The sequence below is a fragment of the Vibrio sp. 10N.222.49.A3 genome, assembly GCF_041475145.1.
Lineage (GTDB): Bacteria > Pseudomonadota > Gammaproteobacteria > Enterobacterales > Vibrionaceae > Vibrio > Vibrio tasmaniensis_A.
Genome location: NZ_JBFRVM010000129.1, coordinates 16,322 through 42,807 on the forward strand (window position 1 = coordinate 16,322; position 26,486 = coordinate 42,807).

General features: G+C 46.2%; 20 protein-coding genes. 17 read left to right on the top strand and 3 right to left on the bottom strand.

Annotated elements, in window-relative coordinates; translation table 11 throughout:
* Positions 1-66: 66 nt before the first annotated feature.
* The 7 genes from arcC (at position 67) to AB4589_RS19555 (ending at position 7,791) form a co-directional block, all read left to right on the top strand.
* A complete protein-coding gene (arcC, locus tag AB4589_RS19525; protein ID WP_009844708.1) occupies positions 67-978 on the top strand; it encodes a carbamate kinase in 912 nt (303 codons plus the stop codon).
* Positions 979-1,156: 178 nt separating this feature from the next.
* Positions 1,157-2,167, top strand: coding sequence for an ornithine carbamoyltransferase (locus AB4589_RS19530; RefSeq protein WP_009844707.1), 1,011 nt, complete (start codon positions 1,157-1,159; stop codon positions 2,165-2,167).
* Positions 2,168-2,682: 515 nt separating this feature from the next.
* On the top strand, positions 2,683-3,612 hold the full coding sequence (pyrB, locus tag AB4589_RS19535; protein ID WP_004729720.1) for an aspartate carbamoyltransferase: 930 nt from the start codon (positions 2,683-2,685) through the stop codon (positions 3,610-3,612).
* Positions 3,613-3,627: 15 nt separating this feature from the next.
* Complete coding sequence (pyrI, locus tag AB4589_RS19540) at positions 3,628-4,092, top strand: aspartate carbamoyltransferase regulatory subunit (protein WP_009844706.1); 465 nt, start codon at positions 3,628-3,630, stop codon at positions 4,090-4,092.
* Between the two features lie 327 nt (positions 4,093-4,419).
* Complete coding sequence (locus AB4589_RS19545) at positions 4,420-4,908, top strand: arginine repressor (RefSeq protein ID WP_009844705.1); 489 nt, start codon at positions 4,420-4,422, stop codon at positions 4,906-4,908.
* Between the two features lie 175 nt (positions 4,909-5,083).
* Positions 5,084-6,949 (top strand): protein-disulfide reductase DsbD, encoded by a 1,866-nt coding sequence (locus AB4589_RS19550; RefSeq protein WP_372101541.1) that lies wholly within the window; start codon positions 5,084-5,086, stop codon positions 6,947-6,949.
* A gap of 212 nt (positions 6,950-7,161) precedes the next feature.
* Complete coding sequence (locus AB4589_RS19555) at positions 7,162-7,791, top strand: response regulator transcription factor (protein ID WP_012604978.1); 630 nt, start codon at positions 7,162-7,164, stop codon at positions 7,789-7,791.
* Here the strand turns inward: AB4589_RS19555 and AB4589_RS19560 are convergent.
* Complete coding sequence (locus tag AB4589_RS19560; RefSeq protein WP_372101542.1) at positions 7,788-9,539, bottom strand: potassium/proton antiporter; 1,752 nt, start codon at positions 9,537-9,539, stop codon at positions 7,788-7,790. The two genes, AB4589_RS19555 and AB4589_RS19560, sit on opposite strands and share 4 nt — an antisense overlap.
* Before the next feature lie 449 nt (positions 9,540-9,988).
* Between AB4589_RS19560 and AB4589_RS19565 the strand changes: the two genes are divergently transcribed.
* From AB4589_RS19565 to AB4589_RS19580, 4 genes are all read left to right on the top strand, one after another.
* Positions 9,989-10,255 carry a DUF4212 domain-containing protein gene (locus AB4589_RS19565; RefSeq protein WP_009844701.1) on the top strand — a complete coding sequence of 89 codons (267 nt, stop codon included), beginning with the start codon at positions 9,989-9,991 and terminating at the stop codon, positions 10,253-10,255.
* Positions 10,256-10,265: 10 nt separating this feature from the next.
* Complete coding sequence (locus AB4589_RS19570; RefSeq protein ID WP_372101543.1) at positions 10,266-11,969, top strand: sodium:solute symporter family protein; 1,704 nt, start codon at positions 10,266-10,268, stop codon at positions 11,967-11,969.
* Between the two features lie 202 nt (positions 11,970-12,171).
* A complete protein-coding gene (locus AB4589_RS19575) occupies positions 12,172-12,555 on the top strand; it encodes a hypothetical protein (protein ID WP_017096527.1) in 384 nt (127 codons plus the stop codon).
* A gap of 12 nt (positions 12,556-12,567) precedes the next feature.
* Positions 12,568-13,953, top strand: coding sequence for a class II fumarate hydratase (locus AB4589_RS19580; protein ID WP_372101544.1), 1,386 nt, complete (start codon positions 12,568-12,570; stop codon positions 13,951-13,953).
* Positions 13,954-14,063: 110 nt separating this feature from the next.
* Here AB4589_RS19580 and AB4589_RS19585 read toward each other — a convergent pair whose 3' ends face one another.
* Both AB4589_RS19585 and AB4589_RS19590 read right to left on the bottom strand, forming a co-directional pair.
* Positions 14,064-17,495 carry a PAS-domain containing protein gene (locus AB4589_RS19585; protein ID WP_372101545.1) on the bottom strand — a complete coding sequence of 1,144 codons (3,432 nt, stop codon included), beginning with the start codon at positions 17,493-17,495 and terminating at the stop codon, positions 14,064-14,066.
* A 117-nt stretch (positions 17,496-17,612) separates the two neighbouring features.
* Positions 17,613-18,809, bottom strand: a complete 1,197-nt coding sequence (locus tag AB4589_RS19590) for a 3-phenylpropionate MFS transporter (RefSeq protein ID WP_017101054.1) — start codon at positions 18,807-18,809, stop codon at positions 17,613-17,615.
* Positions 18,810-19,051: 242 nt separating this feature from the next.
* Here AB4589_RS19590 and AB4589_RS19595 point away from each other — a divergent pair, with 242 nt between their 5' ends.
* The 6 genes from AB4589_RS19595 (at position 19,052) to accC (ending at position 26,352) form a co-directional block, all read left to right on the top strand.
* Positions 19,052-20,881, top strand: a complete 1,830-nt coding sequence (locus tag AB4589_RS19595) for a DUF294 nucleotidyltransferase-like domain-containing protein (RefSeq protein WP_372101546.1) — start codon at positions 19,052-19,054, stop codon at positions 20,879-20,881.
* An 11-nt stretch (positions 20,882-20,892) separates the two neighbouring features.
* On the top strand, positions 20,893-21,525 hold the full coding sequence (locus tag AB4589_RS19600; protein ID WP_009844694.1) for a 3'-5' exonuclease: 633 nt from the start codon (positions 20,893-20,895) through the stop codon (positions 21,523-21,525).
* Between the two features lie 218 nt (positions 21,526-21,743).
* Positions 21,744-23,693 carry an acetate--CoA ligase gene (acs, locus tag AB4589_RS19605; protein WP_009844693.1) on the top strand — a complete coding sequence of 650 codons (1,950 nt, stop codon included), beginning with the start codon at positions 21,744-21,746 and terminating at the stop codon, positions 23,691-23,693.
* A 323-nt stretch (positions 23,694-24,016) separates the two neighbouring features.
* Entirely contained in the window at positions 24,017-24,466 is a 450-nt protein-coding gene (gene aroQ, locus AB4589_RS19610; protein WP_009844692.1) for a type II 3-dehydroquinate dehydratase, read from the top strand.
* A 74-nt stretch (positions 24,467-24,540) separates the two neighbouring features.
* Positions 24,541-24,993, top strand: coding sequence for an acetyl-CoA carboxylase biotin carboxyl carrier protein (gene accB, locus AB4589_RS19615; protein WP_004729736.1), 453 nt, complete (start codon positions 24,541-24,543; stop codon positions 24,991-24,993).
* Positions 24,994-25,008: 15 nt separating this feature from the next.
* Complete coding sequence (gene accC / locus AB4589_RS19620; protein ID WP_009844691.1) at positions 25,009-26,352, top strand: acetyl-CoA carboxylase biotin carboxylase subunit; 1,344 nt, start codon at positions 25,009-25,011, stop codon at positions 26,350-26,352.
* Positions 26,353-26,486: the final 134 nt, after the last annotated feature.

Consider the following 26,486-nt stretch of genomic DNA (forward strand, 5'->3'; position numbering starts at 1 on the left):
AGACGAAACGGCCAAGTTGAACGATCTTAAATAATCTCAACTTGGCCAAAATGAGAGAACACAATTATGACTAAGCAAACTGTTGTTGTTGCACTCGGCGGTAATGCCCTACTTCGTCGCGGTGAGCCGTTAGAAGCCGATGTTCAACGCCGTAATATTGAAACGGCTGTTAAAACCATCTCTGAAATCGCGAAAGTGTACAACGTGGTTCTAGTGCACGGTAATGGTCCACAAGTTGGCTTACTTGCTCTGCAAGGTTTGGAGTACAAAAAAGTAAACCCGTATCCATTGGATGTATTGGGCAGTGAGACTCAAGGCATGATCGGCTACATGCTGATGCAAGAGTTCAAAAACTACCTGCCTGACCGCAACATCTCATGCATGTTGACGCAAATGACCGTTGATCCAAACGATCCTGCATTCGCAGATCCAACTAAGCCAATTGGCCCGATCTACGAAGAAGCAGAAGCGCGTGAGTTAGCGGAGAAATTCCACTGGATCGTAAAACCAGACGGTCAACATTTCCGTCGAGTAGTGCCAAGCCCACGCCCTACTGGCATTGTTGAACACGAAGCGATCACTCAACTTATCGATGCAGGTCACCTCGTAATTTGTACTGGCGGTGGTGGCATCCCAGTGAAAAAAGAAAATGGCAAATTAGTCGGCGTTGAAGCGGTTATCGACAAAGACATGTCAGCGGCTTTCTTGGCGAAACAATTGGATGCGGATGCACTACTTATTCTGACCGATGCTGACGCTGTTTATCTTGATTGGGGCAAACCGACTCAACACGCACTGCGCAGTACTACACCAAGTGAATTGGCGAAGTTTACATTTGATGCAGGCTCAATGGGGCCAAAAATCGAAGCATCGTGCGAGTTCATTCAGCAAGGCGGCAAAGTAGTGGGTATCGGCGCACTCGAAGATGGTTTGCAAATCCTGCAAGGCCAAGCGGGCACCAATATCACCAAAGGTTAATGCACTAGCGAGCTTTATCATCTTGAGAGCCTTAAACCTTGAGAGCTTTTAAAGCTTGCGAAAACAGATTAAACGAAACAAACAAAACCGAACAACTTTAACTAAAAATTGAATCGCGCTTTCTTGAATTTTATTTCCCTGTAACAAGGAAGCGCCTAAATCTAAGAAGGAATACATCATGGCTTTTAACCTACGCAATCGTAACTTCCTAAAACTACTAGATTTCACTCCACGCGAAATTCAACACTTGTTAGATCTTTCTATGGAGCTAAAAAAAGCGAAGTACAACGGTTACGAACAGCCAACACTGACTGGCAAAAACATTGCGCTTATCTTTGAAAAAACCTCAACTCGTACTCGCTGTGCATTCGAAGTAGCAGCATTCGACCAAGGTGCTCGAGTTTCTTACTTAGGCCCATCTGGCTCTCAAATTGGCCACAAAGAATCAATGAAAGACACCGCTCGCGTTCTAGGCCGTATGTACGATGGCATTGAATACCGCGGCTTCGGTCAAGAGATCGTTGAAGAGCTAGGCGCTTACGCTGGCGTTCCTGTATGGAATGGCCTGACTGACGAATTCCACCCAACACAAATCCTAGCTGACTTCCTAACTATGACGGAATACGGCCGTGGCAAGCAACTGCATGAAATCAAGTTTGCTTACCTAGGTGATGCTCGCAACAACATGGGTAACTCTCTAATGGTTGGCGCTGCGAAAATGGGCATGGACATTCGCCTTGTTGCTCCAAAGCAGTTCTGGCCAGAAGAAGAGCTATTAGCTCAATGTCGTGAAATCGCAGAACACACTGGCGGCAAAATCACGCTAACAGAAGATGTTCAAGAAGGCGTGCAAGGTTGTGACTTCCTATACACCGACGTTTGGGTATCAATGGGCGAAGCGAAAGAAGCATGGGCTGAGCGTATCAACCTAATGATGCCTTACCAAGTCAACATGGACATGATCAAAGCAACAGGCAACCCACATGTGAAATTCATGCACTGCCTACCTGCTTTCCACGGCGAAGATACAACTGTCGGCAAACAGCTTGCTGCTGAATATCCGCAGCTTAAAGATGGCGTAGAAGTGACGGATGAAGTGGTTGAGTCTGAATACTCTATCGTGTTCGATGAAGCAGAAAACCGCATGCACACCATCAAAGCAGTAATGGTTGCGACATTAGGCAGCTAATTACCTAAGAAACTAAGAAACTAAGAAACTAAACAGTTAAGACGTTAAAAATTAAGAAGCTAGGCACTCACTTGTTCGAAATACGTTGATAAGTTAAGTGCAATGACAGGGAAATGCGGGTGGCGTTCTTGGGATTTTGACCTTGAATAAAACTCGCATTTTTTTTCATGCGGTTGAAGAGATAATTTCCTGGAAAACCCTGTAAGTCTTAGCCCCAACAAAGACTTAAATGGGAGTTCAAAATGGACGTAATCTCGCATAAAAATCCATTAAATGAATACTTTACAGAAAGTATTGCATGGCCTTTTTATCTGAGTATAATCCTCCGCAATTTGTCTTAAGAGAGCAAAAAATGAACCGCAATTTTTTCGCACATGATTGTCAGCCAATACGCCTTAGAACGGCGTTGGTGTCATTTTTATTTTGCTCTATTGATCATTTCGAAGCCTCCTATTTTTAGGGGGCTTTTTTTTGTCCGCAATTTGACTGTATGCATAGAAAAAGGAAGACCCGTTATGGCGCATTCGTTATTTAACAAGCACATCATCTCCATTCCAGAGCTATCTCGTGATGAACTGGAGCTTATCGTCGATACTGCAGCAAGACTCAAAGCAGAACCAAACCCTGAGCTGCTGAAAAATAAAGTCGTTGCGAGCTGCTTCTTTGAGCCTTCAACTCGAACTCGCCTCTCATTTGAAACCGCAGTTCAACGCCTTGGCGGCACAGTCATCGGCTTTGATAATGGCGGCAACACATCGCTGGCGAAAAAAGGCGAAACACTTGCCGATTCCGTTCAAGTGATTTCATCTTACGTGGATGCCTTTGTGATGCGTCACCCACAAGAAGGCGCGGCGCGCTTAGCGTCTGAATTTTCTAACGGTGTGCCAATTGTGAATGGTGGCGACGGTGCAAACCAACACCCAACGCAAACCTTATTGGATCTGTTCTCGATTTACGAAACGCAAGGCACGCTCGATAACCTCAATGTGGCTTTCGTCGGCGACCTAAAATATGGCCGTACCGTACACTCTTTGACGCAAGCACTATCAAAATTCAATAACGTGCGTTTCTTCTTTATCGCGCCAGAAGTGTTAGCGATGCCTGATTACATCTGTGAAGAATTGGAAGAGATGGGCATCCAATACAGCACCCACAGCAGCATTGAAGAAGTGGTGCCTGAATTGGACGTCCTGTACATGACTCGCGTACAGAAAGAGCGCTTTGATGCGTCAGAATACGCGCACATGAAGTCGGCTTACATTCTAACGGCCGATACCTTGAAAGATGCACGCCAGAACATGAAGGTGCTTCACCCATTACCACGCGTCGATGAAATCACAACCGACGTAGATAAAACGCCACACGCTTATTACTTTGAACAAGCTGAAAACGGTGTATACGCTCGCGAAGCCCTATTGGCCCTAGTTCTTAACGACACTTTATAAGCAGGAGAAACAGTCATGGTTAAACAAACTCAGCTACAAGTAGAAGCGATCCGTAACGGCAGCGTGATTGACCACATCCCTGCTCATCTTGGTATCAAAATCCTTAAACTGTTTAAGCTACACAAAACAGAACAACGCATCACCATGGGATTGAATCTGCCATCATCTGCGCTTGGTCATAAAGATCTGATCAAGATTGAGAACATCTTTCTGACCAAGGAACAAGCCAACCAATTGGCTCTGTATGCGCCGCAAGCGACGGTAAATCAGATTGAAGAGTACAAGGTGGTTAATAAGCTAACATTAGTACTGCCAGACCAAATCAACAGTGTGTACTCTTGCCCGAATAGCAACTGTATTTCGCACGGTGAACCCGTTGAAAGTAGCTTTAAAGTGCAGCTAAAACACGAAAACGTCCAACTAAAATGTCACTATTGTGAAAAAGTATTCTCCCGCGAGATCATGAGTGAAATCCGCTAGCCCTTAGCGCTCTTACCTTCGTAAAAGAAACCGCTCAAACTACATGGATATTTATTCCTAACCCGGAATAAATATCCACTTACCTAAAGAATAAAACTCCACAAAAAAAGCAAATAACCAGAATTTTGTTTGGTGATCACCTTCAAAAAGATAACTATTCTTTAGTGGTAGACTGGATGAATAGAAGATCATACATCACGCATACCCTTCCTATTTATTTCGGGATTCATCGGTAAGCCCTAATTAACAATCGTACTCTACGGCTTTGGGAGTGCGTTCTGCGCTATGGACAAGCGATATCAACACGTTGACCTTAAGGAGTTGTTCATGAACCAAATCACTGAGCACGGTTGCTTGTATTCAGCTGAAGATAAAACACTGACCGCAGCGTGCAAACGCTTACTACAACAGCAAAGCTTCTCGACCCAGAACCAGCTGCGAGAGAAACTCGTCGACATTGGTTATACAGGCATTAGCCAGTCGACTGTGTCTCGTATTTTGTCACAACTCGGTGTTGTCAAAATCCAGAACGCCTGTGGCAAAAAGGTTTACTGCATCACCGTAGAAAGCGCACCGGTACGTGTCGATGCGTCAATCTCATCACAAATCGAATTAATTACTCACAACCAAGCAATGGTGATCGTAAAAACAAACCCTGGTTGCGCACAGTTGGTCGCAAGATTGGTTGATATCGACCCACATACCGAGATTATCGGTACGGTTGGCGGCAATGACACTGTGTTAATTATTCCGAAAGACACCACGAATATAGATGCTTGCGAACAAGTAGTAAGAGCACGCTTAGGAGTGGCTTAAATGTCTTATTGGCAAAAGCTGACAACTCATGTTGAGCGACTGACACTCTCTCGGCTGCCCCAGAAAATAGCCCACCCGCCTTAGGGGATATTTGTCTACCGATGAAACTAATCACAAACTATTACGGTCTGATTGAGTTAAGATACCTTCAACTCCATTTTGATGACTAAATAGTATGCGACGACTTGCCACATTACTTTTTGTGTGTGTTTCCCTGTTCACCCAGCCTGCGTGGGCGCTTTTTGGAAACGACAACGCCGAGCCAAGCTTCGGAGGCAATAACAACGGTTTTGTCCCTGTAGACCAAGCTTTCCCTTTCAATTACTACCAGCAAGACGGCAAGGTCCTTCTCGACTGGCAAGTAAAAGAGGGCTACTACCTCTATCAACATAGCCTCTCGTTCACTGGACAAAATCTCACTATCGGCAATGTTGAAATGGAAAATGGCCAACCACACCAAGATGAATTCTTCGGTGAGGTGAGCATCTATACTCAGCCGTTATTCGTGCAAGTTCCTCTACAGAGTTACCAAGATGGCTCACAGCTGATCGTTAAGTATCAAGGCTGTGCAGATGCTGGTTTCTGTTACCCACCAGAGATCCGAGTAATCGACATTGAACCGTTTACTGCGACGAGTTCTGGGGATATGAAAAGCAGTGATGAGCAAAACAGTGGTGCTTTACAAGGTTCTTCTGATGCAGCTGGTGAAGCTGACAATTCAGTACAAGCCTCTTCTCCTACCGCTGACGCAGCAAGCAATACCACTCAACAAACCAATGCTCCCGTTTCAAAAGAAGCAGGCTTAGCCGATAAGCTGGGTGACAGTTGGTGGACGCCATTATTATTCCTCGCACTCGGTGTTGGCTTAGCCTTTACGCCGTGTGTTCTGCCTATGTATCCGATTCTAACGGGTATTGTGCTAGGTGGCGGCAAGCTCAGCCAAGGTCGTGCGCTGATGCTGTCCTTCATCTACGTGCAAGGCATGGCGCTGACCTACACCTTATTGGGTTTAGTGGTTGCTTCAGCAGGCATGCAGTTCCAAGCTGCGATGCAACACCCTTATGTATTAATTGCGTTGAGCGTTCTATTCGTGGCATTAGCCATGTCGATGTTTGGCGTTTATAACCTGCAACTTCCAAGCAGTATCCAAACTTGGCTTAACAATCAAAGTAACAAACAGCAAGGCGGCAATACCTTGGGCGTGTTCGCAATGGGCGCTATCTCTGGCTTGGTGTGCTCACCTTGTACCACAGCGCCACTGTCAGGTGCGTTATTGTATGTGGCTCAAAGTGGCGACCTATTAACCGGAGCGATCGCTCTGTATGCGTTAGCAATGGGTATGGGTATTCCGCTGATTTTGGTTGCGGTGTTTGGTAATAAGCTACTACCAAAAGCAGGTAGCTGGATGGACAAGGTGAAGATCGTATTCGGCTTTATCTTGCTGGCAGCGCCTATCTTCCTGCTAGAGCGAATTATTCCTGAATTGTGGGCAACGGTACTTTGGTCTGGTCTTGGGTTCATCGCCTTTGGTTGGCTTTACCACAACAAGAATGCACTGCCATTCGGTGGTTGGAAACAGAGCGCTGTAGGTATCATCGCGATGCTTGGCCTGTTCGCATCAGCTCAACCTGCGCTAAATTACTGGTTCGCAGAAAAGAGCGTTGTGGTTGAGCAACAAATCCAATTTGCCCGCGTCAACACGGTTGAAGAGTTAGAAATCCAGCTCATCGAAGCCAAGAAACTCGGCAAACCAGTGATGCTCGATTTCTACGCCGATTGGTGTGTGGCATGTAAAGAGTTTGAGAAGTACACCTTCCACCAAGCCGATGTTGAGAACAAGCTTTCTGATTTCGTCCTGCTTCAGGCTGACGTAACGAGAAACATGCCTCAAGATATTGAACTGCTTAAACAATTACAGGTACTCGGCTTACCAACAATTGAGTTCTGGGATGGCGAGGGTAACCATGTTCCAAATGCTCGTGTGACGGGCTTTATGCCTGCCGACGTATTCTTGAAACATATGCAAAACCACCAGCTATAACGGCAATATTCACCGGAATATCCGCCTAAACGAAAGCCGCACCGCCCCTCAGTAACGAGATGGCAGTGCGGCTTTTTTGCTATTCAGAGTAACGCTTTCTTATTCTGGGGATAAAAGTCGATATGGTTCAGACTTTTAAGGCATAAATATTGTCCACATACTCAATCAGGATGATAATAAATATTAACTAAATTGTTAAAAGTATGAACGTCATGGACTCGACCTATACCATCATCATTGCTGATGACCACCCTCTCTTTCGCAACGCCCTGTTTCAGTCAGTTCATATGGCTATCAGCGGTGCGAACCTGCTTGAGGCTGATTCTCTCGATGCCTTACTGACTCTACTAAAAAAAGAAGATGAACCGGATCTGTTACTTCTCGACCTTAAAATGCCGGGAGCAAACGGGATGTCGGGCTTAATTCAACTACGTGCTGAATATCCAGATTTACCAATTGTGGTGATCTCAGCCAGCGAGGATGCTAGCGTTGTCACTCAAGTGAAGAGCCACGGTGCCTTTGGCTTCATTCCTAAGTCGAGTGATATGCGTGAATTGGTCAGTGCACTGAATCAAGTGCTGAATGGCGACCCGTTCTTTCCTGAAGGGCTTATCACCAATAATGCAGCCTGTAGCGACCTTGCGGAAAAGCTTTCCACACTGACACCTCAGCAATACAAGGTGCTAGGGATGCTTTCAGACGGCTTGCTGAACAAGCAAATCGCGTATGAATTGAATGTTTCGGAAGCGACTATCAAAGCACATATGACAGCCATCTTCCGTAAATTAGATGTGAAAAACCGAACTCAGGCGGTTATCTTGCTACAAGAAGTCCACAACTAAACTTCACTTATATCCTCTTCTAAAGTCGTCTTTGGTAAACATAAACCCAACCTGACGACTTTATGATCATCTATCTCTGCAACCACCCAAGTAATGTCATGCCACATAAAGCTATCACCTAATACAGGGTGTACACCAAGCTCTCGCTCAGCCAATTGTTTTAGCGTCATTTCTCGCTCTTCTTCCGAGCCCTGTTCAATACCATAACAATCACTGACCGCTGCAACCGATAGTTCAACATCCAAGAAGAAATCACCAAAGAATCGAGCGGCCTCTTCAGCTAGAGGAGCCTCACTGAATAGCGCACTTAAACTATCTAGGTCTTTATCTTGGCCAAGCACACAGAGAATATCGTTCGCCTCTAACACGGTGCTACCCGATGGGTGAAGCAAAGCATCTTTTCTAAACAGTGCCGTAATTCGTGTCCCTTCAGGCATAGACAAACGCTTAAGCGGTTCACCAACACACCACTTTTCCTCTTTCAGCTTGTAGACAAACATCTCCCACTCACTGGTCGGATAAATCTCCATGCCGGTACGAGAAATCGGTGTTGGTGTCGGTGGTAAGGTCACCTGAGCCAACCTCGCAACTTTCATCAAGCTACCTCCCTGAACAATCAGCGAAACCATAACCACGAAGAAGGCGATATTAAAGTAAAGCTGAGCATTGGGCAGGCCAGCCATCATCGGGAACACCGCCAAAATGATCGGCACAGCGCCACGTAAACCTACCCAAGAAACAAACCAACGTTCTTTGGTGGTAAAGCTTCTGAACGGCAGTAAACCCAACCAAACAGACAACGGGCGAGCAAACAAGATCATACCGAAAGCCAATGCTAACGCAGGAAGTGCAATGTCCATCAATGTCGATGGTGTAACCAATAGCCCCAGCACCAAGAACATCACGATCTGGCTTAGCCACGTCATGCCATCAAGAACATTAAGGATAGAGTGTCGAGAGCGAGTTGGACGATTACCAATGAACAGACCGACTAGGTAAATCGATAAGATGCCACTACCACCAAGCATGTTAGAGAACGCAAACAGAGCCACGCCCCCGCTGAGCACCAGAATCGAGTAAAGGCCATCGGCCAGCTGTACTCGGTTAATTAGACTCCATAAAACCCAACCGCCACCGATACCAACAAGGGTGCCGATACCAAACTGCATCGCGAAGCTTTTGAGTAGGAAGTTCATTCCCATCTCGGCATCTGGGGTACCCAGTAGCGCAATTAAAGTCACAGTCAGGAAAACAGCCATTGGGTCATTGGTACCGGATTCGATCTCTAGGGTTGAACCAACACGTTCATTGAGGCTCTGCCCTTTCAACAAAGAAAATACCGCAGCTGCATCGGTTGAGCCTACAATGGCACCGACTAAGATACCCTGCATCAATGACAGATCGAACAGCCAAGCCGCCATTAAGCCCGTTAGGGTTGCAGTACACGCGACACCTATCGTCGCCAGCGAGAGCGATGGCCAAAACGCAACCTTGAAGCTTGCGACCTTGGTTCGCATACCGCCATCAAGCAGGATCACGGCAAGCGCGAGGTTACTCACCAAATAAGTCAGTGAGTAATCATCAAAATTAATGCCACCGGGTCCATCTTCACCGGCTAACATGCCAACGAAAAGGAAGATCAAAAGAATCGGAACGCCCAAGCGAGAGGACACTTGCGAAAAAAGCACACTGATGGCGATGAGCACCGCACCAGTTAAAAATAAGTGGTTAATGGTTATTGCGTCCAATTCGTCCCCCCAAAGAATAAAACTCGAGCCTTAAGCCTGTTGATCTTTTGCCACTAGCTTGTTGATCTTCTGCCGTTGAGCAAGTCACGACCGGTGAAAGTACCGTAGTTACTATAACAAACTTATGTTTCGCTTCGTGTCATAGGCAGGACTAAATACCGTTTCTCAGTCATTTAGTTGTTAAATTTTATGACTCGCACTCTAATTCATCCCTTTTTGTTAGACCTTTGGCTAATTTAACATCATTGCAACATCACGTTTTTCTATGGTTCTGTCTCCTAGCTCCCATATTTCAGGACATTAGCGCTAATAGCGTCCCGACTAAAGTTGCACAGATCCCTTGACTTATCCTTGCTACATTCTAAATCGTAACATTACGTTAACACGCTATTTTACAAAAACGGTTTCACAAAACGGTTTCTACGAAAACGGAATTAAAGGAGAAGGCAATGGCGTTCGAATCTACGGAACATGCTCAAGCCTACTGGAAGGAAAACTTGGGAATAATGGGAACACTACTCGCTGTCTGGTTTGTGGTGTCTTATGGCGCTGGCATCTTATTTGTGGATGTCCTAAATACCATTCAATTTGGCGGGTTTAAGCTAGGTTTTTGGTTCGCTCAACAAGGTTCAATTTATACCTTCGTGGCGTTGATATTTATTTACGTTGTTCGCATGAATAAGCTGGACAAAAAATACAACGTACAGGAAGACTAGAGGCTAGAACATGGATATTCAAACTTGGACGTTTATTCTCGTCGGTATTACTTTCGCAGTCTATATCGGCATCGCAATCTGGGCTCGCGCTGGAACAACGAGTGAATTCTACGTTGCTGGCGGCGGCGTACACCCAGTAGCAAACGGCATGGCAACAGCCGCTGACTGGATGTCGGCAGCATCATTCATCTCAATGGCAGGTATCATCTCATTCGTTGGTTACGACGGTGCGGTTTACCTCATGGGTTGGACAGGTGGTTATGTACTACTTGCGCTATGTTTAGCACCTTACCTACGTAAGTTCGGTCAGTTTACGGTTCCTGATTTCATCGGTGAACGTTACTACTCGAAAACAGCACGTATGGTAGCGGTATTCTGTGCAATCTTCGTATCATTTACGTACGTTGCGGGCCAGATGCGTGGTGTTGGCGTTGTATTCTCTCGTTTCCTAGAAGTTGATATTAACCTAGGCATCATCATTGGTATGGGTATTGTGTTCTTCTACGCAGTGCTTGGTGGCATGAAAGGCATCACTTATACGCAGGTAGCTCAATTCTGTGTCCTCATTTTCGCCTTCCTTGTTCCAGCAATCTTTACCTCAATCATGATGACAGGTAACCCACTTCCACAAGTTGGTATGGGTTCAACGCTATCTGGCACGGATGTTTATCTTCTTGATAAACTGGATGGCCTAACCGAAGAGCTCGGATTTACCGCCTATACCGAAGGTAACAAGAGCATGGTGGATGTATTCTTCATCTGTGCAGCTCTAATGGTCGGTACTGCGGGTCTTCCACACGTAATCATTCGTTTCTTCACGGTACCAAAAGTACGTGATGCTCGTATCTCAGCGGGTTGGGCACTACTGTTCATCTCATTGCTATACACAACAGCACCCGGCGTTGCAGCGTTCGCTCGTGTAAACATGATTGAAACGATTAACGGCCCAGACATGCAAGGTGTCGCAGCAGTAGACGCACCAAGCTGGTATAAAAACTGGGAAAGCACTGGCCTAGTAGGTTGGGAAGATAAGAACGGCGATGGCAAAATGTTCTACTCGGGCGATGAACGCAACGAGATGAAGATTAACCGTGACATCATCGTACTGGCTTCTCCAGAGCTAGCAAAACTACCAAACTGGGTTGTAGCACTACTTGCAGCCGGTGGCCTAGCAGCCGCACTATCAACAGCCGCGGGTCTACTATTGGTAATCTCAACGTCGATTTCACATGACTTGTTGAAGAAAGGCTTCAGACCAAACATGACCGATAAGCAGGAGCTGTTAGCCGCTCGTTTAGCTGCCATGATCGCGATTGTAGGTGCAGGTTACTTGGGTATTAACCCACCAGGCTTTGTAGCACAGGTAGTAGCGTTTGCCTTCGGCTTAGCCGCAGCATCCTTCTTCCCTGCCATCATCCTAGGTATCTTCTACAAGAAGATGAACAAGGAAGGCGCTATTGCAGGTATGTTGTCAGGTATTGCCTTCACAGCAAGCTACATCATCTACTTCAAGTTCATTAACCCAGCAGCAAGCACACCGGAAAATTGGTGGTTTGGTATCAGCCCAGAAGGCATCGGTACGCTAGGTATGTGTCTAAACTTTGTAGTATCAATTGCAGTGAACAAAGTGACCGCGGAAGTTCCTGAAGATGTACAAGAGATGGTTGAGAACATTCGTTACCCGAAAGGTGCTGGTGAAGCTCACGACCACTAAGCACTACCACGAAACAAAGATGTTTAGCAAAAAAGAATCAGTACTTACATTGTAGGGATTAGGTACTGACTCAAGAAAGCCGATACGTCATGTATCGGCTTTTTCTTTTCCCCTCCATTTTATAAAAAGATAAACAAAGGGTTGTTTTTAAAACCCCATTTGATAATAATTATCATTAACATCTATTAAAGAGATGCAAATAATGATGAAAGAACAGCAGAGTCTCTATTCGAGGTTTTACAAAGCACAAGATCGCTTTGCTTCATTAGAGCAAGTTCAAGGCCATGAGCCGTTTGTGATTCGAGACTACATCGAGTGTGCACTAACGCTTTCCGCTTACTATGAAAAGCATGCCGCCCAAGAAAACATCTTGTTGTGCGAGCTGTACCTGCGCCAAGTTTTCTTCCATTTGATAGAAGCGATTGAGTCTCCAGAACGCAGTTTCGCCTTTCGTCATATCTGCCTAGACTCTATTCACTCACCACTATTTTATTTGAAACGCCACTACTGCCAGCAGCCTCAAGGCCAAGCGCGTTTTTTGAATCTCAGCCAAACACTACAACAAGTCCAAGCCCCACTTGGCTAACAAGGATAGAAGATGACCCTACAATTTCGGATAGAAAAAGACAGCATGGGCGAAGTGAAAGTTCCTGCCGATGCGCTATACCAAGCTCAAACTCAACGTGCCGCTGATAACTTCGCGTTTAGTTCACACAAGATGCCAACCAGCTTCATTCAAGCACTGGCGTTAATTAAGCTGGCCGCCGCCGATACTAATGCTCAGCTAGGTTTACTGGAAGGTGATATTGCCAACGCGATAGCCGAAGCCAGCCAAGAGATCATCGATGGTAAACACCTCGAGCAATTCCCTATTGATGTCTATCAGACGGGCTCTGGCACCAGCTCTAACATGAATGCTAACGAAGTGATTGCGACACTCGCTTCAAGAAGCCTGCAAGGAGACGTGAACCCGAATGATCACGTAAACATGGGGCAAAGCAGTAACGATGTCGTGCCAACAGCAATTCAAGTCAGTGTCGCTTTGATGGCAGAAAATAAGCTACTGCCTGCACTTACCCACCTTTCTGCGGCACTTACCGTAAAACAGCATGAACTTGCTGAGGTAGTCAAAACTGGCCGTACCCATCTAATGGATGCAATGCCGATTACCTTTGCTCAAGAGCTTGGTGGTTGGAAATTTCAGATTGAACATGCCAAGCAAGCGATAGAAAGCAGCTTGCCAGCAGTCAAGGCGCTTGCTCAAGGTGGCACAGCGGTTGGTACGGGGATCAATGCCGACCCACGCTTTGCCGATAAGTTTGCAAGTAACCTGTCTCAATCGACAAAGATCAGTTTTACCTCGAGTGAAAACTTCTTTTTTAACCTCAGCAGCCAAGACGCGATCGTTGCGCTGTCAGGTCAGCTCAAAACTGCAGCAGTTGCGATCATGAAGATCTCAAACGATCTTCGCTGGATGAACTCAGGCCCACTGGCTGGCTTAGGGGAAATTGAGTTGCAGGCTCTACAGCCGGGTTCATCTATCATGCCTGGCAAGGTAAACCCTGTAATTCCAGAAGCTGCAGCCATGGCGGCGGCTCAAGTAATAGGTAATGACACCACCATTACGATTGCAGGCCAATCGGGTAACTTCCAATTGAATGTGATGCTGCCCGTTATTGCTCATAACGTATTAGAAAGCATAGAGTTGTTAGCAAACAGTTCAGTCGCACTGGCTGATAAAGCGATTTCTACCTTCACGGTACGCCAAGACAACCTCGATTTGGCACTGTCAAAGAATCCAATTCTGGTGACCGCACTTAACCCTGTGATTGGCTACCTAAAAGCAGCGGACATCGCCAAGAAAGCCTACAAAGAGGGCTTACCAATTCTGGATGTTGCCGAAAGAGAAACGGATCTCAGCCGAGAAGAGCTCAGCAAGTTGCTTAACCCAACCGCTCTAACTCAAGGTGGGATTGCGGGTTAGCCCGAGACTACGCTAAGCCAGAATAGAACTATAGAAACACAAAAAAGGGCCTCATTCGAGGCCCTCTTACATCCGTTCATTAATTAGGAATTCAAGCTGATGACTCTTAACTAGCTCACCCGATTTAGAACCGCTCTGAGTTTTAGCGGCTTGACGGGTTTAGCGATAAAGCTGAAGCTATTGGCTTTTATTGCTGCCAACATGTCATCGGTTCTATCTGCACTGATAATGACCCCTTCAAAAGAATCTCCAAGGCGTAAACGACACTGCTGCAATACTTCGAGCCCCGTTCTGCCATTATCTAAACGGTAATCAGAGAAAATCACATCCGGCTGCCAATCATCATCGAGACACTTCAAACTTTCGACTAAGTCGACGGCGGTCTTAACCTCACAACCCCAGCGTCCTATCAAGTTCTCCATACCGACCAAAATTTCTCGCTCATTGTCGACACACAGTATTTTCAGGTGCTCGATGTCGCTTGTCGCCATTGGCGTCGAAGCTTGTACAACCGGAGCCACCTGCTCTGCTCTCGCTAAGGTGATGGAAAAGACGCTGCCTTCTCCCGGCCATGAACGCATCGATATTTGATGACCAAGCACATGAGCAATCCCTTTCGAGATAGCCAACCCTAATCCCAACCCTTGATCGGCACGAACTTGGCTGCCACGCGTAAACTCTTCGAAGATCTCTTGTTGCTTGTCTTCATCGATACCGGTTCCGTTATCCCACACATCAATTCGTACCTGACCATTGACTCGTCTCGCACCGAGTACCACTTTTCCTTCAGGGTTATAGCGAAACGCATTCGTTAAAAAGTTCTGAATCACTCGTCTTAATAACTTAGGGTCAGAATGAATAAACAGTGACGATGGAATCATCTGAAACTGTATTTTTTGCTGTGTCGCTAAAGCGCTAAATTCCGCATTCAAATTGGTCAGTACATCATGCACGGCAATCGCATGAACGTTGGTTTCTAATTTTCCTGACTCCAATCGCGAAATATCCAGTAAGTCGCCAATCAGATCTTCAGCCGCACCCAACGCACTTTCGATATGAGAAGAAAGCTGCTTCTCCTCTTGTTCTTTTGCGACCTCAGATAGCGAAGAAGCAAACAAGCGAGCAGCATTTAATGGCTGCATCAAATCGTGACTAACAGCCGCAAGAAAACGACTCTTAGATTGTGATTCTTGGTCAGATATTTGCGTCGCCTTTACCAAACGATGGTTAAGCTTCTCGAGCTCTTGAGTTCGTTCATGGACTCTCGATTCCAAGCTTTCATTAGCATCTTTTAGCGCTTGCTCTGCTTGTCTGAAAACCGTGATGTCGGTAAAGCTCATGACGAAGCCACCACTAGGCATTGGGTTACCTTGCACCTCAATCACTCGACCATCCGGACGAATACGAGATGAGGTGTGTCGCGTGCCTTGCTCAAGGTGATAAACACGGCGTCGAACGTGATCTTCGGGGTCGCCTGGGCCACATAAACCTTGCTCAGCATTGTGACGAATTACATCTGAAATGGGTCGACCCACCTGAATTAAGCCAGCAGGGAATTCAAACAGCTCAAGATAACGTTGATTCCACGCCACCAGCCTCATCTGTTTGTCAATTACTGCAATGCCTTGGCCAATATGTTCAATCGCACCTTGCAGTAAACCACGGCTGAAATCGTACAGTTCAGAGGCTTCATCAACGATGGTCGCAACTTCCTCAAGCTGCATATTTCTGCCCTGCAAGGCCGAAGTAAGTACTAACTTAGCTGAAGATGCACCGAATACACCAGCGAGCACACGTTCTGCATGTCGAATCAGGCTTGCGGGCGCTTGTTGGTTAGGAAGTAGCGGCTGACCGTGCTGTTGCCAATAACTCTGCAAGGCACTTTTCGCACGCTTACGCCCCACAAAACGAGACGCCAGCATCTCTAATTCAGCGACCGTCACACGGCTCTGATAGAGGCTGATATTCTCATTTTCTGGTAATGGTGTGCCAATAAAAGCAGCCGATTGTAAACGCTCACTTAGGCTTGGTCTGGTCATCATAGAAACCACGGCATAACACAAAGTATTCAGCAAAATACTCAGCACAATCCCCCAGTTTGAACTGCTGATCTCCCAACTGTTGAGCAACTCTGGTGGCGTGATAATCCACAGTAAAAGGTTACTTTCACTATTGCCTGCCAGCATACTGGTTTGGCTCATCAGGGTGATCAGCCAAATCAACGAGCCCACCATTAAGCCGACATAAACCCCCTTCCGGTTGCCTGGACGCCAGTACAAACCACCAATAAGTGCTGGCGCGAATTGAGCAATCGCCGCAAAAGAAAGAAAGCCAATCGCCGACAGTGAATGAATGGTATCGAGCGCTTGATAGAACAGCCAAGCACCCAGTAACAGCAGTAAAATCAACCCGCGTCGAATCACCAGCAACATGCCAGAAAAATGTCGATGGGTTCTTTGAGTTAGACGCATACGGCGCAGCAGCAATGGCATCACTAAATCATTCGATACCATTATCGCTAATGCGATGGTCGAGACAATCACCATTCCACTCGCCGCCGAAGTACCTCCGAGGAAAGCTAACAAAGCAATATGATTCGCACCTTCAGCCATTGGTACACTGATCACGTAAGTATCAGCTGGCATATCAGTAAGCAGCCCCTGTCCTGCCCAAGCAATTGGCAGCACAAACAGGCCCATTAAAATCAGATAAAGTGGAAACAACCAGCGAGCGGTATGCAAGTCTTGAGGACGTTCGTTCTCAACCACCATGGTGTGAAATTGGCGCGGCAGACAGACAATCGCCAACATGGTCAAAACGGTATGAATAATTAAGGTCGGAATATTAGGCGATTCGTAGGTGGAAGCCGCCACATCAAACAAGTCAATTTTGTCACTGCTCATCGCCAGGTAGATAATAAACAGGCCAACAATCAGGAATGCCGCTAGCTTAACAATTGACTCAAACGCCACCGCCATCATCATGCCACGGTGATGCTCTGTGTTATCGATATGCCGAGTACCAAACAGCATGGTAAAAATGGCCAAAGCACCGACCACAAACCAAGACACGTGATAATCCTGATAGCCGAAATCAGACGCTAGGTTTGGCGCAACAATATCTAGCCCCATCGTAATACCACGCAGCTGTAGCGCGATATAAGGAAGAATACCGACCACGGCAATCACGGTGACGGCAACAGCCAAGCCCTGAGATTTTCCATAACGAGCCGCGATAAAATCGGCAATTGAAGTGATGTGTTCACGCTTTGCAATCAGGATCAACCGCGCCAAGATCCGCCACCCGAGTGTAAAGACCAGAATGGGGGCGAGGTAGATGGGTAAAAAGGACCATGGGTTATTGCTCGCCTGTCCGACCGTTCCATAGAAAGTCCAAGAGGTACAATACACTGCAATCGAAAGACTATAGATCCATGGGCGCCAACGCGATAGCCAACGAACCTGCCTGTCTCCATACCAAGCGATCAGAAATAACACGCCCAAATAGGCTAAAGAGACTGGAATTACTATCCATCCTTGCATTAAAAACCCTTTTTCATCCATAAAAAAACCTCTCCATAAGGGAGAGGTTTCATTTAACTAAGGATGGGTCATTAACTCAATCGAATCGCTTAAATTCTGTGCTTCAGACTCTAATTATCAGCATTTGCTGTTAGATTCTAATTGTTCCGAACCTGATTGATTAATCTCAACCACTGAACTTCTCTCGTCCAACTTAATGAACAGAGCAAGAGCCCCCATCGCGGCCATACCCCAGAAGATGTTTGCCCCCCAAAGCTCATAGCCCCAACCACTTAAGGTCGTCATTAGTGCGATAACAGCCCCCAATGGGATCGCGTTATACAGAGCTTGCAGCGCGACCATTTTATTCTGTTCTTCTGATTGAATGTATTGAATGGCTGCGATGTGCGCCATAGCAAACGTCACACCATGCAGCATTTGCACCATAACCAAGGCGAAAATCGCCGTTGTTGATGCGGTAATCCCCCAACGAGCCATCACACCGATTGCAGCTACCACGAATAGAGTACGCATTGACCAGCCAGAGAATAAGCGCTTACTGAGAGCAAACACAGCCACCTCAGCAACAACACCTAGGCTCCATAAATAACCAATAATCGCTTCTGAGTGACCTGCTTCTTTCCAGTAAATCGCACTAAAACTGTAGTAAGCCGCATGGCTACCTTGCAGCAACGCCATCAAGGCCAAAAATTTAACCACAGACGACTCACGCAGTAACTCACCTAATTTTGGTCGCACTGCTTGTTTCTCAGATTGCGTTACTGGCATCACGTTAGGGTTTCTCATCGCTAACATTAACGACAACAGCACACCAGCAAGCGCTGTATACAAAATCATATCAGTGCCGAACTGTGCGACTAAATAACCCACCACGGTTGAACCTGCAATAAAAGCAATCGAACCCCATAAACGAGTGCGTCCATAGTCAAGCATCTTAAGACGACTGTAATGGTTAGCCATTGCGTCAGAAAGAGGGATAACCGGCCCACAACAGAGGTTAAACAGTACTGTTGCCAACAGCATCAATAGAAAACTGCCTCCAGTGAAGAAGTGGAAGCCAACAAATAACAATGAGGCGAAGCTCAACCAGCGCAGAGCGGGCAAAAGATTCTCTACGTTATGGATGCGCGGCGTAATCACAAGGTTAGCAACACAGCGAGTCGCAAAACCAATACCAATCAATACACCGATGTCTCCTGCAGAAACGCCTTGGTCTTCAAACCACAACGCCCAAAATGGCAAGTACACACCATACGCAAAAAAGAAACCAAGAAAATACTGAGATATCCATCCGTAAGGAGAGGGGCTAAACATAAATAACCTATAAAGTGTGCGGAAAAAGGCGGCTCCAATTATGCCTATCTAGAGTAGGATGAAAAAGGGAATTATTACTGGGATAGCATTCCTATATTTAATTAGCCTAGATATCACTTATCACTTATCACTTATCACCAAGCTATATCACGTTCATCGATATCTAGTCTGCATTTAGACTAAAGTCGTCTGGAGCTTCGCTGGTATTTTGTCAGACTGATTAAAGACTCCCACTTCTTGTGATGCTTATGCCTGAAAAATTTAATATGCAGCACCCACCCTTCGATAGCCTGTCCGATACGGAACAATTGAAGCTTCGCTCTTCATTAGACGTGGTGTATTACCGCTCTCAAGAAGTGATACTGGAAGCAGATAGGCCGAGCAGACACCTGCATATCCTGATCAAAGGAGCCGTTGAAGAGCGCGCGAGCAGTGATGGTGAGATTTACGCACATTACGCCAATGACGATATTTTTGATGTGCGCAGCCAGTTTGAACCTCACACCAAACATCAATATATCGCACTCGAAGACACCTTAAGCTACCTACTGCCTACCGATATTTTTCTCGATCTTTATCACGCCAATGGTCAATTTGCCGCCTACTTTGATAGTAACCTGTCGACACGGAAAGCTCTGATTGAGGCCGCTCAGCAGCAACAAAACCTTGCCGAGTTTATATTGACCAAAGTGGATGACTCTATCTATCACCCACCACTGATTCTTGAGCCAGGGCAACCCATCAACCAAGTAACTCAAATCCTAAAAGAGCAAGGCTTAGACTCGGCGCTGGTGCATTTAGACAACAAAGGCATAAAAGATTTTGGTTCAGGCTCCTTACCGTATGGGATCGTCACACGAACCAATTTATTGCACGCTGTAATGCTCGATAACTTCCCACAGGACGCGCCCGTTGGCGAGATTGCAACATTTCCAGTGATGCACGTAAACCAAGGGGATTTCTTATTTAATGCCATGATTACCATGACCAGAAACCGGGTAAAAAGGTTGATGGTTTGTGACGGTCTAAATGCTGTCGGCATGGTGGATATGACACAAATCCTCAGTGCATTCTCCACTCACTCTCACGTGCTCACTTTGCGTATTGCGCGATCCACCAGCATTGAAGAGCTCGCATTAGCCTCCAACAAACAACGTCAACTGGTCGAAAGCCTACTCAATAACGGCATTCGCACGCGCTTCATCATGGAGCTAATTTCAGCCGTTAATGAACAGATAATAGAGAAAGCGTTTGAGTTGGTGATCCCACCCGCACTGCATAATCATTGCTGCCTCATCGTGTTGGGTTCCGAAGGCCGTGGAGAACAAATTCTCAAAACCGATCAAGACAACGCGCTGATTATTCAAGATGGTTTAGAGTGGCATCAATGCCAGAGTGCTATGAACGACCTCACTCACACATTGCAGCAATTGGGCTATCCACTCTGCCCCGGCAACGTGATGGTCAACAACCCCAAATGGGTGCATTCAGAACAAGAGTGGAAACAAACCCTCACCCGTTGGGTAAAAAAAGCCACGCCAGATACCGTGATGGATATCGCGATCATGGCGGATGCACACGCCGTTGCGGGTAATAGAGAGTTATTAAAACCCGTAAAGCAGCACCTAAGTGATTTGATGCTCGGACAAGAATTGATTCTGACTGAATTCTGCCGACCGGCTCTGAACTTCTCAGTACCCCTCACCCTGTTTGGCAATGTTAAACAATCCAAGTCAGGGCTCGATATCAAACAAGGCGGTATTTTCCCTATCGTGCATGGTGTGAGGGCACTCTGTCTTGAGCATGGTGTCACGGTAAACAATACCTTCGAACGCATTGAACAACTGGTTAGCAAGAAAGTGCTTGAGCAAAGTACTGCCGATAATCTCAGTGAAGCACTCAAGCAATTCTTTAAGTGGCGCTTAGCCCAAAGGCTTTCTCAACAGCACAGCAGCAACAAGATTAACGTCAAATTGATGGAGCGAGCAGACAGAGACTTACTTCGCCATAGCTTGCATGTGGTCAAAAAATTCAAGCAATGGCTTGGCTACCACTATCAGATACGGGATTAGGCGATTGAACGATGAATAGACTGGTTCGTTATTACTGGCATCATAAACTCAAAGGCTCTACTTATCAGCCTCTGTTTACTGCGCCTGCTAATCACGAATACGTATCTCTCGATTGTGAAACCACCAGCCTCGACCCCAATCAGGCAGAATTAGTCACCATTGCCGCTACCAAGATCATCGGCAACCGAATCATTACCAGCCAACCTTTTGAAGTCCGATTGCGCGCCCCTCAATCGCTCGATTGCAATTCAATAAAAATCCACCGTATTCGCCATCAAGATCTAAAGCACGGCATCGAAGAAAAACAGGCTTTAATCGAGCTACTGAACTTCATTGGAAATCGTCCTTTAGTCGGCTATCACATCCGCTATGATAAAAAAATCCTCGATCGCGCCTGTTTAAAACAGCTTGGATTTCCACTGCCTAACCGATTAGTCGAAGTAAGCCAACTTTATCAAGACAAGCTCGAAAGGCAGCTGCCTAACGCCTATTTTGATCTCAGTATGGACGCTATCTGTCGCCAGCTCGATTTACCTATCCCCGTCAATAAACATGATGCATTACAAGACGCTATCTCCGCCGCCCTGATCTTTGTTCGCCTGAAACATGGTGACCTACCCCGTTTCAACTCTTCTTATTCTTAATTCAACCACTGGCGCTTCACATAGAGAGCAACATCTCAAAAATGAACTTAACTCGCTATTTTGTAAGTGAAAAGCAACGTCTCATCCTAAAGTCTAATTGTGGAAATCGCCGTCCTAGTCGAGAGTGATAACACAACGACGGTTCTGTAATAGACCTAGAAACTGAACACAAAGGAAGTTGCCAGTTCATTAGGAATGTAGGCACAAGGAGAGATGCAATGAGTGAAGCCCACGTTTATCCGGTAAAAGAAAATATTAAATCAACCACACACGCGGATAATGACACTTACCTAGCCATGTACCAGCAATCTGTTTCTGACCCTGAAGGCTTTTGGGGTGAACACGGAAAAATCGTTGATTGGATTAAACCTTTCACACAGGTAAAAAATACCTCTTTCGACCCTGGCCACATTGATATTCGCTGGTTTGAAGATGGCACGCTTAACGTTTCGGCTAACTGTATCGACCGCCACCTTGCTGAGCGCGGTGATGAAGTCGCTATCATCTGGGAAGGCGATGATCCGGCTGATGACAAAACGCTAACTTTTAATGAACTACACAAAGAAGTGTGCCTGTTTTCAAATGCTCTAAAAGAGCAAGGCGTGCGCAAAGGTGATGTAGTTTGTTTATACATGCCAATGGTTCCAGAAGCTGCGGTTGCGATGCTGGCGTGTACCCGTATAGGTGCGGTTCACACAGTAGTATTTGGCGGTTTCTCCCCAGAAGCACTGTCTGGTCGTATTATCGACTCAAATTCTAAAGTCGTTATCACTGCCGATGAAGGCGTGCGTGGCGGCCGTGCGGTTCCACTGAAGAAAAATGTCGATGAAGCACTGACGAATCCTGAAGTGAAGAACATCGAAAAGGTTGTAGTATTCAAACGTACTGGCGGCGATGTTGCATGGCACGAACACCGCGATGTGTGGTGGCACGATGCTATTGCTAATGTATCTGCAGATTGTCCTCCAGAAGAGATGAACGCAGAAGACCCACTATTCATCCTTTATACGTCAGGCTCAACAGGCAAACCTAAGGGTGTTATGCACACCACCGGTGGTTACCTTGTTTATGCAGCAATGACCTTCAAATACGTATTCGATTACCAAGAAGGCGAAACTTTCTGGTGTACAGCCGATGTGGGTTGGATTACCGGTCACACATACCTTGTTTACGGACCGCTTGCCAATGGTGCAAAAACCATTCTGTTTGAAGGCGTGCCGAACTACCCGAACACAAGCCGTATGAGTGAAGTGGTCGATAAGCACCAAGTTAATATTCTTTATACTGCGCCAACAGCTATTCGTGCATTGATGGCGAAAGGCAATGAAGCCGTTGAAGGCACGTCTCGTGACAGCCTAAGAATCATGGGCTCAGTGGGTGAACCTATCAACCCAGAGGCGTGGGAGTGGTACTACAAAACAATCGGTAATGAGCAGTCTCCAATTGTTGATACATGGTGGCAAACAGAAACGGGCGGAATCTTGATTGCACCGCTACCAGGCGCAACAGACCTAAAACCGGGTTCAGCGACGCGTCCATTCTTCGGTGTACAACCCGCGCTGGTTGATAACATGGGTAACATTATTGAGGGTGCAACAGACGGCAACCTAGTGATTCTTGACTCTTGGCCAGGCCAGATGCGTACCGTTCATGGCGATCATGACCGTTTCGAACAGACTTACTTCTCGACCTTTAAAGGCATGTACTTCACCAGTGATGGTGCTCGTCGTGATGAAGACGGTTACTACTGGATTACTGGCCGTGTTGATGACGTTCTGAACGTATCAGGTCACCGTATGGGTACCGCTGAGATTGAATCGGCTCTAGTCGCATTTGATAAGATCGCAGAGGCTGCGATTGTAGGTATCCCTCATGATATTAAAGGCCAAGCGATTTACGCTTACATCACGTTGAATGATGGTGAATTCCCGACCGCAGAGCTTCATAAAGAAGTGAAAGACTGGGTACGCAAAGAGATAGGCCCAATCGCAACGCCAGATGTACTGCACTGGACCGACTCATTACCAAAAACTCGTTCAGGTAAAATCATGCGTCGTATCCTGCGTAAGATTGCCACTGGCGATACTGGCAACCTAGGCGATACGTCGACACTCGCAGACCCAAGCGTGGTCGATAAGCTGATTGCAGAGAAAGCGGAACTGGCATAAGCAACCCGTCACATTACGTAATTACTGTTTAAAACAACTCCTTTCTAAACCGTCACCTATGTGGCGGTTTTTTTATGGCTGATCTTGATCTCAAATATCCTCGACAAAATTAAGGCTAAGGCGCTTTTTTGTTAAGTTGGTAACAATCTCACACTCTCTCAATAGGAGATTAGACCAGTAAATTGCTGCGATTTGCGCTGAATTAGCTATAATCTGGTTCTAATTTTTAAATTTGGGTTTTTCTTACTGGAAATTATCCCCAAATTTTCAATAAAATGGCAACATTCACGTTCGTAAACACGATAAAGGAAGATAGCCCCACAATGTCTACAAAGTTTCGCATTCTAGTTTTAAATGGACCAAACCTTAATCTGTTAGGCCTTAGAGAACCTGCACACTACGGTTCTCAAACACTTGACCAGATTATTAGCTCATTGACCGAGCAAGCGAAAACACACGATGTTGAGCTATCTCACTTACAGTCAAATCGTGAGTATGAGCTGATTGAAGCTATCCATAGTGCTTATCAAAATGTTGATTTCATTATTATCAACCCAGCGGCCTTTACACATACCAGTGTGGCGTTGCGTGATGCACTACTTGGTGTTGCTATCCCATTTATTGAGGTTCACCTATCGAATGTTCACGCACGTGAACCATTCCGTCACCACTCTTACCTGTCTGATAAAGCAGAAGGTGTGATTTGTGGCTTAGGTGCCCAAGGTTATCAATTTGCTTTGACAGCTGCGCTCAACAAGCTCAACGCAAAGTAAATAAAAACAACGAACTATTACTAACCTACTCAGTCAAAGAGTAAGTTCAATCAACAGATAAAGAGAAAGAAACAATGGATATTCGCAAAATCAAGAAGCTAATCGAATTGGTTGAAGAGTCTGGTATTTCTGAGCTAGAGATCTCTGAAGGTGAAGAGTCAGTACGAATCAGTCGTAACAGCCCTGTATCTGCAGCGCCTATTCAATATGCAGCAGCTCCAGCTCCTGTAGCGGCAGCAGCACCTGCGGCGGCACCTGTAGCTGCAGAAGCGGCAGCTCCTGCGGTTCCTGCTGGTCACCAAGTTCTTTCTCCAATGGTTGGTACTTTCTACGGCGCTCCAAGCCCAGATGCAAAACCGTTCGTTAAAGTGGGTCAATCTGTAACTGCTGGCGAAACACTATGTATCGTTGAAGCGATGAAAATGATGAACCAAATCGAAGCTGATAAATCTGGTGTTGTAACGGCTATCCTAGTTGAAGACGGTCAACCAGTAGAATTCGACCAAGCTCTAGTAATTATCGAATAATAGAGAGCACTCATTATGTTAGATAAATTAGTAATCGCGAACCGTGGTGAAATTGCACTGCGTATTCTGCGAGCATGTAAAGAGCTTGGCATCAAAACGGTAGCAGTTCACTCAACCGCTGACCGCGATCTTAAGCACGTACTGCTTGCTGACGAAACAATTTGTATCGGTCCAGCTCGTGGTATCGATAGCTACCTGAACATCCCTCGTATCATCAGCGCTGCTGAAGTAACAGGTGCAGTTGCTATCCACCCAGGCTACGGCTTCCTATCTGAAAATGCAGATTTTGCAGAACAGGTAGAGCGCAGTGGTTTTATCTTCGTTGGCCCTAAAGCTGAAACCATTCGCATGATGGGTGACAAAGTGTCAGCTATCACGTCAATGAAAAAAGCGGGTGTACCTTGTGTACCAGGTTCTGACGGCCCTCTTGACGACGACGAAGCGAAAAACAAAGCGCACGCTAAGCGCATTGGTTTCCCTGTAATCATCAAGGCTTCTGGCGGCGGCGGCGGTCGTGGTATGCGTGTTGTTCGTACTGAAAAAGAACTAACAGAAGCTATCGCAATGACTCGTGCTGAAGCAAAAGCATGTTTCAATAACGACATGGTTTACATGGAAAAATTCCTAGAAAACCCACGTCACATTGAAGTACAAGTGCTTGCCGATGGTCAAGGTAATGCTATCCACCTAGGTGAGCGTGACTGTTCAATGCAGCGTCGTCACCAGAAAGTTGTGGAAGAAGCACCAGCTCCAGGTATCACTGAAGAAATGCGTAAATACATCGGCGACCGTTGTACTCGTGCATGTCTTGAGATTGGTTACCGCGGCGCAGGTACATTTGAATTCCTATACGAGAACGGTGAGTTCTACTTCATTGAAATGAACACTCGCATCCAGGTTGAGCACACGATTACTGAAATGGTAACGGGTATCGATCTAGTGAAAGAGCAACTTCGCATTGCTGCTGGTCAGCCTCTATCATTCACACAGGATGATATTAAGCTGCGCGGCCACTCAATCGAATGTCGTATCAATGCAGAAGATCCCGTACGTTTCCTACCGTCTCCGGGTAAGATCACGCGCTTCCATGCTCCAGGTGGTATGGGCGTACGTTGGGAGTCTCACATCTACACGGGTTACACAGTGCCACCACACTACGATTCAATGATTGGTAAGCTGATCACTTACGGTGAGAACCGTGATGTTGCTATCGCTCGTATGAAGAACGCATTGGGTGAAATGATTGTTGAAGGTATTAACGTTAATACTGAGCTTCAACTGTCTATTATGAACGACGAAAACTTCCAACACGGTGGGGCAAACATCCACTACCTTGAGAAGAAGCTTGGTCTACAATAGACGCTAGCCTTCCGTAATTCGTTCTCTGTAGAACAGTAATAAATGCTCACTTCGGTGAGCATTTTTGTTTGTAAATACTCGCAATAATCAATTCATAATCCCCATTATATTCCGTTAATGCCGTTCGGATAAGT